Annotated in this window: 13 protein-coding genes and 1 pseudogene; 5 read left to right on the top strand and 9 right to left on the bottom strand. The window is 65.8% G+C overall.

Features of this window, described 5'->3' with window-relative positions:
* Together LXM94_RS19880 and LXM94_RS19875 are read right to left on the bottom strand one after the other, a co-directional pair.
* Positions 1-202: pseudogene (locus LXM94_RS19880) on the bottom strand (hypothetical protein); the annotation flags it as partial.
* Between the two features lie 2 nt (positions 203-204).
* Positions 205-471: a DUF6460 domain-containing protein gene (locus LXM94_RS19875; protein WP_235773203.1), complete on the bottom strand. Its 267-nt coding sequence runs from the start codon at positions 469-471 to the stop codon at positions 205-207.
* Positions 472-618: 147 nt separating this feature from the next.
* Between LXM94_RS19875 and LXM94_RS19870 the strand changes: the two genes are divergently transcribed.
* Together LXM94_RS19870 and LXM94_RS19865 are read left to right on the top strand one after the other, a co-directional pair.
* On the top strand, positions 619-1,572 hold the full coding sequence (locus LXM94_RS19870) for a methyltransferase domain-containing protein (protein WP_235773202.1): 954 nt from the start codon (positions 619-621) through the stop codon (positions 1,570-1,572).
* 60 nt (positions 1,573-1,632) lie between these two features.
* On the top strand, positions 1,633-2,268 hold the full coding sequence (locus tag LXM94_RS19865) for a YitT family protein (protein WP_235773201.1): 636 nt from the start codon (positions 1,633-1,635) through the stop codon (positions 2,266-2,268).
* 45 nt (positions 2,269-2,313) lie between these two features.
* Here the strand turns inward: LXM94_RS19865 and LXM94_RS19860 are convergent, their stop codons facing one another.
* Together LXM94_RS19860 and LXM94_RS19855 are read right to left on the bottom strand one after the other, a co-directional pair.
* Entirely contained in the window at positions 2,314-2,778 is a 465-nt protein-coding gene (locus LXM94_RS19860) for a carboxymuconolactone decarboxylase family protein (RefSeq protein WP_235773200.1), read from the bottom strand.
* Positions 2,779-2,780: 2 nt separating this feature from the next.
* On the bottom strand, positions 2,781-3,299 hold the full coding sequence (locus LXM94_RS19855) for an RrF2 family transcriptional regulator (RefSeq protein ID WP_235773199.1): 519 nt from the start codon (positions 3,297-3,299) through the stop codon (positions 2,781-2,783).
* 139 nt (positions 3,300-3,438) lie between these two features.
* Between LXM94_RS19855 and LXM94_RS19850 the strand changes: the two genes are divergently transcribed.
* Both LXM94_RS19850 and pdeM read left to right on the top strand, forming a co-directional pair.
* A complete protein-coding gene (locus LXM94_RS19850) occupies positions 3,439-5,961 on the top strand; it encodes a ligase-associated DNA damage response DEXH box helicase (protein WP_235773198.1) in 2,523 nt (840 codons plus the stop codon).
* 16 nt (positions 5,962-5,977) lie between these two features.
* A complete protein-coding gene (gene pdeM / locus LXM94_RS19845) occupies positions 5,978-6,703 on the top strand; it encodes a ligase-associated DNA damage response endonuclease PdeM (protein WP_235773197.1) in 726 nt (241 codons plus the stop codon).
* Positions 6,704-6,802: 99 nt separating this feature from the next.
* Here the strand turns inward: pdeM and LXM94_RS19840 are convergent, their stop codons facing one another.
* Together LXM94_RS19840 and LXM94_RS19835 are read right to left on the bottom strand one after the other, a co-directional pair.
* Positions 6,803-8,029, bottom strand: coding sequence for a PQQ-dependent sugar dehydrogenase (locus LXM94_RS19840; RefSeq protein WP_235773196.1), 1,227 nt, complete (start codon positions 8,027-8,029; stop codon positions 6,803-6,805).
* Between the two features lie 122 nt (positions 8,030-8,151).
* Positions 8,152-8,712: a dihydrofolate reductase family protein gene (locus LXM94_RS19835; RefSeq protein WP_235773195.1), complete on the bottom strand. Its 561-nt coding sequence runs from the start codon at positions 8,710-8,712 to the stop codon at positions 8,152-8,154.
* Positions 8,713-8,825: 113 nt separating this feature from the next.
* Here LXM94_RS19835 and LXM94_RS19830 point away from each other — a divergent pair, with 113 nt between their 5' ends.
* Positions 8,826-9,332: a winged helix-turn-helix transcriptional regulator gene (locus LXM94_RS19830; RefSeq protein WP_235773194.1), complete on the top strand. Its 507-nt coding sequence runs from the start codon at positions 8,826-8,828 to the stop codon at positions 9,330-9,332.
* A 43-nt stretch (positions 9,333-9,375) separates the two neighbouring features.
* On the opposite strand, the gene LXM94_RS19825 is transcribed toward LXM94_RS19830, so the two are convergent.
* The 3 genes from LXM94_RS19825 to LXM94_RS19815 all read right to left on the bottom strand — a co-directional run bounded on the left by LXM94_RS19825 (position 9,376) and on the right by LXM94_RS19815 (position 11,478).
* The gene (locus LXM94_RS19825) at positions 9,376-9,585 is read right to left on the bottom strand and encodes a hypothetical protein (protein ID WP_235773193.1); all 210 of its coding nucleotides are present in this window, start codon (positions 9,583-9,585) and stop codon (positions 9,376-9,378) included.
* Positions 9,586-9,757: 172 nt separating this feature from the next.
* Positions 9,758-10,555 (bottom strand): TIGR02186 family protein, encoded by a 798-nt coding sequence (locus LXM94_RS19820; protein ID WP_235773192.1) that lies wholly within the window; start codon positions 10,553-10,555, stop codon positions 9,758-9,760.
* Positions 10,552-11,478 (bottom strand): sulfite exporter TauE/SafE family protein, encoded by a 927-nt coding sequence (locus tag LXM94_RS19815; protein WP_235773191.1) that lies wholly within the window; start codon positions 11,476-11,478, stop codon positions 10,552-10,554. Before LXM94_RS19815 ends, LXM94_RS19820 begins: the two co-directional genes overlap by 4 nt.
* Positions 11,479-11,702: the final 224 nt, after the last annotated feature.

Here is an 11,702-nt window from a genome sequence, read left to right as displayed (position 1 = left end):
CGCGGCCAAGCGCCGGCAGTCCGCGACCGGCCCTGAGCGCGTTGATCAGGGCGAGCGTCTCGTCCGTGCGATCCGCCCCGCTTCCGGGCTCCGGCGCCAGCACACCGAAGGTCGTGCAGCCCGAAGCCAGGGTCGCAAGGCCCGACGCCGACAGCGCGAGAAAGGCCCGGCGGCCCGGTTCCGGAAGACGGCGTGCGGTCATGTTCAGCGGCGGTAGCTCAGGAGGCGGATCAAAAGGAAGGCGGGCACGACGATCACGGCGCCAAGCAGCAGGTAGTCGCCAACCCTGCCGAGCGCACGGAAGCCCGAATGCCAGAGATCGAGCAGGAAATTGCGAATGCCGTAGAGGATGTCGTCCGGGTAAAGCCCGAAGAACGACATCAGGAAGCCCGCCGCGACCGACAGGATCAGCAGCTTCACTGCGACCCGCACCGGCGTGTCGCCGAGGAACCGGTTCAATCCGTCCGCCATGCAGTCCTTCTCCAATCCTGGCCTTTGTCCATGCCATAATGCCCCGCGAGCCTTGCGGCAAGCGGGTGCGGACCACGAGAATCCGCTTGCCTTTTGCCGCGTCGGCCGCCAGAAGCGTCGCCACCCTCCTCCCATCGCACGGGCGCCATGTCGACCAACCAGCTCTCTTCCGGCGATCTCCTCGCGGACCGGCGCGCGGACTATGCCCGCATGCTCGCCGAGGGCGGCGACTTCGCAGAAGCCGCCGAACTGATGGAACAGGCGCTCGACCTGACGCCCCGCTGGGCGGCCGGCTGGTTCAGGCTCGCCGACTATGCGGAGAAATCGGGCCGCAAAGAGGCGGCCGTCGCGGCGCTCGAAAAGGCTCTGGCGCTCGACCCGTCGGATGTCTTCGGCGCCGCGCTGAAACTCGCCCTGCTCTCCGCCGCCGACGTGCCGGCGGCGCCCCCCAGCCGCTATGTCGGGCAGCTCTTCGACGACTATGCCGACCGCTTCGAGGCGGCGCTCGTCGCGCGCCTCGACTACAGCGTGCCGGAACGGCTGGCGGCGCTGCTCGCGAAAACACCGGCGGTTCCGCCGCGCTTTGCCCGTGCCTGCGACCTCGGCTGCGGCACCGGCCTGTTCGGCGAGCGGATCCGCGACCGCGTCGAGGTCCTGGAAGGTTTCGACCTTTCCGCCAACATGCTGGCGAAGGCCGGCGCGAAGGGCATCTACGACCGCCTCGCACCGGCGGACCTTTCGCTGCCGGCGCCGGACTGCGGCCTCTTCGGACCCGGCGATCCGGAAGGCCGCGCCGACCTCGCCAGCGCCGCCGACGTCTTGATGTATCTCGGCGACCTCACCGGTCTCTTCGGCCTCGTCGCACGGCTGCTCGCACCGCAGGGCGTCTTCGCCTTCTCCGTCGAGGACGCAGGACGGGCGGACGGGATCGGCGACAGCGTCGTGCTCCGCCCGTCGCTCCGCTACGCGCATTCGGAGGCTTATGTCCGGACGGCGGCGGCGGACGCGGGCCTCGCCGTCGTCGCCGTCGAACATTCCGTCATCCGCAAGGACGCCGGCGAGCCTGTCCATGGCCTGCTCTTCCTCGCGTGCCGCGGCTGATGCCATCTTGCGCCTGTTGCGGCGCAGTATAAAACGGATGAAAGCACAACGGAGATCTGCATGAGCGGCGACAAGCGGCGTTTCGGCTTCTGGAACCCCACCCCCACACGCCATACGCCGCTCGAGGATGCACAGGGCATCTTCGCCAGCAGCATGATCGCCGCGCTCGGCCTTGCGCTGATGGGCAATGCCGGGCTGGTCGCGAGCGGCACGGCCGGCGTCGCCTTCGTGCTGCACTATCACACCGGATACAGCTTCGGCCTGTTCTACACGCTGGTGAACCTGCCCTTCTACATTCTCTCGCTGAAGCGGCTCGGCAAGGCTTTCACGCTGAAGACCTTCATTGCCGTCGGGCTGACGTCGATCATCACCGAGATCCAGCCGCGTTTCGTCTCGATCGACAGCATCCATCCGCTCTGGACGGCGATGCTCGCGGGGATCCTGCTCGGCTTCGGCCTGCTCGGCCTCTATCGGCACCGGGCAAGCCTCGGCGGCGTCGGCATCCTCGCGGTCTGGCTGCAGGATCGCTTCGGCTGGCGCGCCGGACTGGTGCAGCTCGCCTTCGATGCGGTGGTGCTTGCGGCCGCCTTCACGGTCGCCTCGCCCTTCATCGTCTTCTGCTCGGTCGTCGGCGCCGTCGTGCTGAACCTGTTCCTGACGATCAACCACCGCGCCGACCGCTACATCGCGATGTGAGGCCCACCCACGGGCCGGCCTCACCGAATGGCCGGCGGCCGTGCGTCAGGCGGCCTTGGCCGGTGCGTCGACCGGATGCTGGCTGCGGAAGCTGACGGCGATACGGTTCCAGACGTTGATCGTCGCGATCGCCACGGTCAGGTTGGCGATCTGCTCTTCATTGAAGAAGGCCTTCAGCGGTTCGTAGGCAGCGTCCGGCGCGCCGGTATCGGCGATGCGGGTGACGGCCTCGGTCCATTCGAGCACGGCGCGCTCGCGCGCCGAATAGATCGGCGATTCCCGCCAGACGGAGAGCAGGTTGATCCACTGCTCGGACAGGCCGTCGCGCCGCGATTCCTTGACGTGCATGTCGACGCAGTAGGCGCAGCCGTTGATCTGTGATGCGCGCAGCTTGATGAGATGGACCAGATGCGGTTCGATGCCGGAGTCCTTCACGATGAAGTTCTCCAGGCCCATCACCGCCTTCACGGCCGCGGGCGCCGTCTTGAATGTGTTGAGACGCTCTTGCATGGTCATTCTCCCTGGGTTGAGGCCTGTTGGCCGGGTCTGCGTTCATGGAGGGCGCGGAAGGCGCAGCCCCTTGCCGCGATCGACCCGTCGTCACCCCGCGCCACCTCCGTCAGGAGATCGGCGATCGTCACGCGCTTCAGCTCGGCCCGATAGGCCCGTTCGGCGCGCAGCATGGCGGCATTGATCTCGCAAGGCCGCGTCGGTTTGCCCGGCAACGGATTGGGCCCCCGCTGGCGGATTTCGAGACATCGAAACGCCGGCTCCGGCCCTTCGACGGCAAGCACGATGTCGAGCAGCGTGATCTCCCCGGCCCTGCGTGCCAGCCGGTAGCCGCCCTTCGGCCCCGGCTGCGTCTCCAGGATGGCGGCGCCCGAGAGCGCTTGCAGGTGCTTCAGAAGGTAGCTCGTCTTGACGCCGTGAAATTCCGCCAGAGCCGCCGCCGACAGCACGCCGCCATCGGAAAGCTGCGCCAGCATCGTGACACTGTGGATCGCCTGTTCGACACCTTCACCGAGTTTCACTGAACCTGCCCCTTTATCATGGATAAAATTTATCCATGATTATGGAAGATGTCAACCCCAACCTGTGCGCGTCTTTCGAACGGGCCTCGAAGCGTCCTGACGCTTTCCTTTCGGACGCGATCGACTAGCTTGGTGCGCAATGACCGATTCCGCGCCAACGCCGCCGCAAAGCCTGCCCGCCCCCTTTTCGGCCTGGTTCGCCGGCAAGGGCTGGCAGCCGCGGCCGCATCAGATGGAATTGCTGGCGCGGGCGGCCGCGGGCGAAAGCCTGCTCTTGATCGCACCGACCGGTGCCGGCAAGACGCTCGCCGGCTTCCTGCCGTCGCTGACCGATCTTTTCCATCGCGGAAAGGTTCCGCCCGGCTCCGCCTTCACCGGCATCCATACGCTCTACATCTCGCCGCTCAAGGCGCTCGCCGTCGATATCGAACGCAACCTGACGAAGCCCGTTTCCGAGATGGGTCTGCCGATCAGCATCGAGACGCGCACCGGCGACACACCGCAGGCCAAGCGCCAGCGCCAGCGGCTCAACCCGCCCGACATCCTGCTGACGACGCCGGAGCAGGTGGCGCTGCTGATCGCCAACGGCGAGGCGCCACGCTTTTTCAAGGACCTGAAATATGTGATCTTCGACGAGCTGCATTCGCTCGTCACCTCGAAGCGCGGCCACCTGCTCTCGCTCGGCCTCGCGCGGCTGCGCCGGCTGGCGCCCGGCCTCCGCACGATCGGGCTGTCGGCCACGGTCGCCGAGCCGATGGACCTGCGACGCTGGCTGGCCGAGCAGATGCCGGGCCGGGACAACCATGCCGGCCTCGTCACGGCACCGGCCGGCGCCAAGCCGATCATCACAATTCTCAAGAGCGAGGATCGCGTCCCGTGGTCCGGCCATTCGGCGAAATACGCGATGCCGGAGGTCTACGAGGCGATCAGGGACCACAAGACTGCACTTCTCTTCGTCAACACGCGCAGCCAGGCGGAAATCCTCTTCCAGTCACTCTGGGGGATCAACGAGGAGACGCTGCCGATCGCGCTGCATCACGGCTCGCTCGATGTCGGCCAACGGCGCCGCGTCGAGGCCGCCATGGCGGAGAACCGGCTGCGCGCCGTCGTCGCCACCTCGACGCTCGATCTCGGCATCGACTGGGGCGACGTCGACCTCGTCATCCATGTCGGGGCGCCGAAGGGCGCATCGCGTCTTGCCCAGCGCATCGGCCGCGCCAACCACCGCATGGACGAGCCGAGCCGCGCCATCCTGGTGCCCGCCAACCGCTTCGAAGCCATGGAATGCCAGGCCGCCCTCGACGCCAACTATCTCGGTGCGCAAGACACGCCGCCGGTCGGGCACGGCGCGCTCGACGTGCTCGCCCAGCACGTGCTCGGCATGGCCTGCGCCGAACCCTTCGACGAGGATGCGCTTTTCGCCGAAGTCACCTCCGCCTCCCCCTATGCCGCGCTTTCACGGGAGAAATTCGACCGGATCGTGCAGTTCGTGGCAACCGGCGGCTACGCCCTGAAGACCTACGAGCGTTACGCCCGCATCCGCAGGACGGCGGACGGGCTCTGGCGCGTCTCCAATCCGCAGGTCGCCCAGCAGTATCGCCTCAATCTCGGTACGATCGTCGAGATGCCGATGCTGAACGTGCGCCTGGTGAAACGCGGCGCCAAGGGGGCGATCGGCCGGGGCGGCGCCTCGCTCGGCAAGGTGGAGGAATATTTCCTCGAAATGCTGGCGCCCGGCGATACGTTCCTGTTTTCCGGCAAGGTGCTGCGCTTCGAAGGCATCCGCGAGAACGAATGCCTCGTCTCCCAGGCCTTCTCGCTCGATCCGAAGGTGCCGGCCTATGCCGGCGGAAAATTCCCGCTCTCCACCTATCTCGCCGACCAGGTGCGCAGCATGCTCGACGATCCGAAACGCTGGGGCGCGCTGCCGGATCAGGTGCGCGACTGGCTCAGCCTGCAACGGGACGTTTCGGTGCTGCCGAAACGCGACGAACTTCTTGTCGAGACCTTCCCGCGCGGCAGCCGGCACTACATGGTCGCCTATCCCTTCGAGGGGCGGCTCGCACACCAGACGCTCGGCATGCTGCTCACCCGCCGGCTGGAGCGCGCCGGCCGCCGCCCGCTCGGCTTCGTCGCCACCGACTATTCGCTCGCCGTCTGGGCACTCGACGACCTCGGATATGCGTTTGCGGTCGAGCGACCTTCCCTCGCCGCCCTCTTCGACGAGGATATGCTGGGCGACGATCTGGAGGCCTGGCTCGACGAAAGCTTCATGCTGAAGCGCACGTTCCGCAATTGCGCCGTGATTGCCGGTCTTATCGAGCAGCGCCATCCGGGCAAGGAAAAGACCGGGCGGCAGGTCACCGTCTCCGCCGACCTGATCTACGATGTGCTGAGAAGCCATGAGCCGGACCACATCCTGCTGCAAGCCACGCGCGACGATGCGGCAGCGGGGCTTTTGGATATTCAGCGGTTGGGCGATATGCTGATGCGAATCAAGGACCACATCACCCACCGGCGGCTCGACCGCATTTCGCCGCTTGCGGTGCCGATCATGCTGGAGATCGGCAAGGAGCCGGTGGCGGGCGAGGCGCAGGATTCGCTGCTCGCGGAGGCGGCCGAAGACCTGATCGCCGAAGCGATGGGCGAGGTCCGCATCTGAAGGAATGAACGCGCACATGCAGAGACTGGCGCTGGCATCGATGGAGGTTGAGGATTTCGGCGCCGTCTCGGCCCGCACCGCCGTGGCGGGCGTCGAAGTCGTGTGCGATCCGCTGGGCGCGCTCTACCTGCCGGAGACCCGCCTGCTCGTCGTTTCCGACCTGCATCTCGAAAAGGGCGCGGCCTTTGCCCGCCGCGGCATGCTGCTGCCGCCCTACGATACACTCGCGACGCTGAAGGTTCTGGAGGCCGCCGTCACCCGGCACGATCCGGCGATCGTCGTCAGCCTCGGCGACAATTTCCACGATCGCGTCGGCTCGGCCCACCTGCCGGAGATGTTTCGCACGAAAATCGCGGAACTCGCCCGCGGGCGCGACTGGATCTGGATCAACGGCAACCACGACCCGGACGGCACTGTCGACCTGCCGGGCCAGTCGGCCGACGAACTGCACTATGGCGGCCTCGCCTTCCGCCATGAGCCGTCGCTGCTTTCGCCTGCAGGCGAAATCGCCGGGCACCTGCATCCGGCCGCCACCGTCATTCGCCGCGAGAAGGCGGTGCGCCGCCCTTGCTTCGCGACCGACGGAAGGCGGCTGCTGATGCCCGCCTTCGGTCTGATGACCGGCGGCCTCGATCTCCGCCACAGGGCCATGGCCGGCCTGTTCGACCGGTCGAGCCTCGTCGCGCACATGATGGGTCGCGACCGCATCTATTCGGTGCGCTTCGCCAACCTCATCGGCTAGAGCATTTCCAGTCGAAGTGAAATCGCTTCGACGTCGGATAATGCGGTAAAAACAAAATTCTAGAGTATTTCCGGTGATCCCGTTTTCACCGGAAATACTCTAGCCCGCCTTCACGATGCGCAGGATCGTCGACTCTCCACCGCCCCGCGGTTCCGTCACCGCAAAGACGGCGCCGTCCGGCGCGATCTTCACGTCGCGGATGCGGGCATCGAGCGGCACGCGCTCCTCGTGCACGACCGTGTCGCCGTTCATGTGCAGCACGACGAGGCCCCGGCTGACGAGACCGCCGATCAGAAAGGCGCCCTTCCATTCCGGAATGGCGTCGCCGTCGTAGAAGGCCATGCCCGAGGGGCCGATCACCGGATCCCAGTAGTAGACCGGCTGCTCGGTGCCCGCGAGCGCGGTGATGCCCTCGCCGACCGGGCCGCCGCTGTATTCGATGCCGTAGGTCGCCTTCGGCCAGCCGTAGTTCCTGCCTGCCTCCGGCCGGTTCAGCTCGTCTCCTCCCCTCGGCCCGTGCTCGACGGTCCAGAGCCGGCCTTCGCCGTCCAGGGTGGCGGATTGCAGGTTGCGGTGGCCATAGCTCCAGATCTCCGGCAATGCGCCGTCCCGAGCCGCGAAGGGATTGTCGGAGAACGGCTTGCCCTCCGCGTCGATGCGAAAGACCTTGCCGAATCCGCTGCCGAGATCCTGGGCACCGGCGCGGGTCCTGCGATCGGACCGCTCGCCGACCGTGACATAGAGTTCGCCCTGCCTGCCGAAGACGAGCCGCGAGCCGAAATGCTTGTCGCCGTCATAGGTCGGCATCTGCCGGAAGACGACCGTCACGTCCTGCAGCGCGAACCCGCCGTCCTCCTCGACCAGGCGAGCGGACGCCACAGACGTGCCGTTTCCGCCGTCACGGGGTTCCGAGAAGGAGAAATAGATCCGGTTCGAGCTTTCGAAGTCCGGGGCAAGCGCCACATCGAGCAGGCCGCCCTGCCCGGCGGACATCACCGCCGGCACGCCTTCGATCGGCGGGCCGGCCTCGCCGTCGTCCTGCGAGACGACGTGCATCGCCCCCTCCTTGGTGGTCACCAGCATGCGGCCGTCCGGCAGGAACTCCATCGCCCAGAGATGCGGCAGGCAGGCCGCCACGACGTCGACACGGATCTCGGGCATGGCGCCGGGGAGCGGCGCACGGGTCTGGTTTTCGAAGGCCGGCTCCTGGTCCGGAGCATTGGCCTGCCCGGTTTCCGCCGTCCGGGCGGTCTGCGCGAAGGACGGGGCGGACAGGAGCGAGATCGCGAGCACGGTTCCGGCGAGAAGAGAGCTGGTCGGGCGCATGATGAATTCCCTTGTTTGATCGCCAACGAGACGGCGCGGCGCATCCGCGACCGTCTTGGCGCCGCAAGGGGTCGGCACCGTGACCGGTTTCAACACATTTCTTCAAGAAATGTTTATCGGCCTCAGGCCGCCGACGGCTCCGGCGTGTAACGCGCGAGGATCACGCCATTCGCGAGCGGCCTGGCCTCGAGGAGATGGAAGTCGCGCCGTGCCCCGTCCTTGAAGAAGGGCGTGCCCTTGCCGAGCTGTACCGGCACGAATGCCAGCATCACCTCGTCGACGAGGCCGGCCGCCAGCAGGGACTCCGTCAGGTCGGCGCTGCCGAAGACGTAGATCGTCCTGTCGAGCGTCCGCTTGCGTTTCGCAATCTCGCCGGCGATGTCTGCCGTTACTTCCGTGTTATTCCAGTCGGAGGACGTGATCGTGCGCGAGGCGACGAGCTTCGGCAGGGCATTCATATAGGTCTTCACCTCGCCCTCCTCCTCCGTCGTCGTCCAGTAGGCCTTCATGCCCTCGTAGGTCACGCGGCCGAAGACAAGCAAACCTGCGGAAGAGCCGAAATCGGTGCTGAGCTTTTCCAGGTCCGGCCCCCAGGCCCTGGCGTGGAAGTCGAGATCCCATTTTTTCTCGCCCTCGAAGAAGCCGTCGAGCGTCACGAGGTTCCAGACGATCACCTTTGCCATCTCCATTCCTCCTGTTCGGGACCATGCCGACCAATCATCAACCGATTGCAATTGGCAATCGGTTGATGATTAACAACACTGCTTGTATTATGCAAGCAGTTTTGGAGACCCTGATGAAAGACACGCATCGTTCCGGCTGCCCCATCAACCTGACACTCGAAATTCTCGGTGATCGCTGGAGCCTCATCGTCCTGCGCGACATGATGTTCGGCAACCGCCGGCACTTCCGCGAGCTGCTGACGAAATCGGAGGAAGGCATAGCATCGAACATTCTCGCCGACCGGTTGCGGCGGCTCGTCGACAAAGGGCTGATCAGCAGGCAGGATGATCCGAGCCACAAGCAGAAGGCCATCTACAGCCTGACGGAGATGGGCATTTGGCTCGTGCCCGTCTTCGCGGCGATGGGAAGCTGGGGGCGAAAATTCCTGCCGGTCACGGAGGAGCTCAGCATCCGCGCGGAACTGCTGGAGGACGGCGGCCCGGCGCTCTGGGACGCCTTCATGAGCGAACTGCGCGCGCTCCACCTCGGCGCGCCGTCGCCCGAACGCTCGGTGTTCGCCGAGTTGCAGGCGGCCTATGAGGCCGCAGTGCTGCGCAACCGCATGTCAAAGGCGGTCTGACAGCCGAATGCCGCGACCATGCGGGGCCGGTGATGCGGCGGTATCACTGCTGCTGACGGCCGGACCGCGCGGCAATGTCCAGTTGCGACTGGAGCGTATTGAGAAACGCCAGCATGCGCCTGAGTTCGTCCCGGCTGTCTTGCAGCAACGAGAGCGCCTCCGCGGGCTCAATGGCGCGCTCGGACTTCGGCCTTGCCGCAAGGGAGACCCCTCGAAGCGACATGCGCAGGGTCTGGGGATCGAGTTTGATCATCGGCGTCTCCCTGTGGAATGGCAATATCTCGCCAGGCCCAACAAAGCCGCCCATGGTAAACGAAACCTGAATTTCGGGAAGCATCCGATGGAATGCGTCCGTATGTGGATAGCCCTGCGGAATCCGGATGGACGCATGGGCTGGCCGCGACCGCCGGTCGCCGGCCAGGCCCTCATTCCTTGCGGAAGATCACGCTCGCCGCCCATCCGGTCAGCAACGCCAGCGCCACCGAGAAGAGACCGTAGGAAAGCGGATTGTCAAAGGCGGCATTGGAGATCATCTGCTCGATGCCCGTCTTCACGACACGCAGCGGCAGCGCCTTTTCGCTGACGAACATCCCGTCGCGGAAGAGATGCGCCCGGACCACATGGGTTCCGTTCGGAACGCTGGCCGGCAGCTTGACGGTCGCGCGGAAGAGACTTGCGCTGATGAACCGTACGCCGCCCGGGTCGCGCTGGAAATAGCCGCCGTTCTCCTTGATCCGGCGAAACGCCTCGCGGAATTCCGACAGATTGCTGCCGTCTCCGACGAAGCCGACGGGACTGAGGCGGATATGCTCGATGCCGATGCCGACGCTGTTCAGCGTGGACGTATCGGTGATGTTCTCGACGTCCCGCGTGCTGGAAAGCGAGTAGGACTGCGGCACGAGTTCGAAGGTCATTGAGCGCCGGTTGACCCAGATGCCGAGAACCCGCTCCTTCTTGCGCACCGTCGCATTGGTCTTCGGCCCCTCCAGCGTGACGACGATGTCGTATTTGCGCTGGGCGAGCAGCGAGGGATCGTATCCTTCGATCGCGCCGAAGATCGTAAGGTCGGCACCGCGGAAATCGGAGGTGATGGCGATCTCGTCGGTGGAAATGCCGATCTCCATGCGCTCCGGGAACTGCGGCGCCGGATCCTCCTGCGCCGCGGCAACTGCCGGCACCAGCACGAGGAAGAACCAAAGCAGGCGGCGCGCCACGGCGGTCATCGATAGACCTCCTCGGTGACGACGGAGTGGATGTCGCGCGGTGTCACGACGAGATCGATCGCCAGGCGGATACCGACGGCGAGCACCAGGAGTGCGAGCAGGGCGCGCAGCTGTTCGCCGCGCAGCCGCTGGCCGACGCGCACGCCGTATTGCGCGCCGATGACCCCCGCGACCATCAGGATGAAGGCCAGCACGATATCGACCGCATAGTTCGTCGTCGCCTGCACCACGGTGGTGAATGCCGTGACGAAGATGATCTGGAAGAGCGACGTGCCGACGACCACGTTGGTCGGGATGCGCAGCAGGTAGATCATCGCCGGAACCATGATGAAGCCGCCGCCGACGCCCATGATCGAGGTCAGCATGCCGATCAGGAAGCCGAGCACGACGAGCGGAATGACGCTCAGGTAGATCTTCGACTTCTTGAAGCGCATCTTGAGCGGCAGGCCGTGCACCCAGCTGTGCTGGCCGGGACGGCGCAGCGTCACCGTCTCGTTGCGCGCCGCGCGCCGCAGCGCGTTGACGCTTTCCCACAGCATGAGGCACCCGACGACACTGAGGAGCAGCACATAGAGCAGCGAGATCACGAGATCGAGCTGGCCGAGACGCCGCAGCAGCGAGAACAGCCACACGCCCACCGAGGCGCCGAGAATACCCCCGACCAGCAGGACCGCGCCGAGCTTCATGTCGAGCGTGCCGCGGCGGAAATGGGTGATCGCTCCCGAGATCGACGAGGCGACGACCTGGTTGGCACCGGTCGCCACCGCCACGACCGGCGGAATGTTGTAGAAGATGAGGAGCGGCGTGATGAGGAAGCCACCGCCGACACCGAACATGCCGGACAGGAAACCGACCGCCGCGCCCATGCCGAGGATGATGAAGATGTTCACCGACAGCTCTGCAATGGGCAGATAGACAGTCACGACGAAACCCCAATAGGCAAGCGTATATGCAGCCGGGAAACCCTGACGGCGAGGCATTCTCTCCGTCGAACCCGGAGACCACGCCGTCAATCGGACGTGCTGCATCAAGCAAGGGACCAGCGCCTGGACGCTTGCTTGTCGCAACGATTTCCGCGCGCCGCGACGAGGGACGCGCTACGCCCGTATCATCTTGGTTCGACTTGTGGTTTTTCTGTGAACCGTCA

The organism is Rhizobium alarense (genome assembly GCF_021555155.1).
GTDB classification, from domain to species: domain Bacteria; phylum Pseudomonadota; class Alphaproteobacteria; order Rhizobiales; family Rhizobiaceae; genus Rhizobium_D; species Rhizobium_D alarense.
Note: the sequence above shows the minus strand (reverse complement) of the source record. Positions and strands in the feature narration are given on the sequence as shown.

Bases quoted from the DNA above. Each gene is read 5' to 3' on its own strand.
- LXM94_RS19860 (WP_235773200.1), bottom strand. From the start codon at position 2,778: ATGCAAGAGCGTCTCAACACATTCAAGACGGCGCCCGCGGCCGTGAAG.
- LXM94_RS19840 (WP_235773196.1), bottom strand. From the start codon at position 8,029: ATGCGCCCGACCAGCTCTCTTCTCGCCGGAACCGTGCTCGCGATCTCG.
- LXM94_RS19870 (WP_235773202.1), top strand. From the start codon at position 619: ATGTCGACCAACCAGCTCTCTTCCGGCGATCTCCTCGCGGACCGGCGC.
- LXM94_RS19825 (WP_235773193.1), bottom strand. From the start codon at position 9,585: ATGATCAAACTCGATCCCCAGACCCTGCGCATGTCGCTTCGAGGGGTC.
- LXM94_RS19835 (WP_235773195.1), bottom strand. From the start codon at position 8,712: ATGGCAAAGGTGATCGTCTGGAACCTCGTGACGCTCGACGGCTTCTTC.
- LXM94_RS19865 (WP_235773201.1), top strand. From the start codon at position 1,633: ATGAGCGGCGACAAGCGGCGTTTCGGCTTCTGGAACCCCACCCCCACA.
- LXM94_RS19830 (WP_235773194.1), top strand. From the start codon at position 8,826: ATGAAAGACACGCATCGTTCCGGCTGCCCCATCAACCTGACACTCGAA.
- LXM94_RS19850 (WP_235773198.1), top strand. From the start codon at position 3,439: ATGACCGATTCCGCGCCAACGCCGCCGCAAAGCCTGCCCGCCCCCTTT.
- pdeM (WP_235773197.1), top strand. From the start codon at position 5,978: ATGCAGAGACTGGCGCTGGCATCGATGGAGGTTGAGGATTTCGGCGCC.
- LXM94_RS19875 (WP_235773203.1), bottom strand. From the start codon at position 471: ATGGCGGACGGATTGAACCGGTTCCTCGGCGACACGCCGGTGCGGGTC.
- LXM94_RS19820 (WP_235773192.1), bottom strand. From the start codon at position 10,555: ATGACCGCCGTGGCGCGCCGCCTGCTTTGGTTCTTCCTCGTGCTGGTG.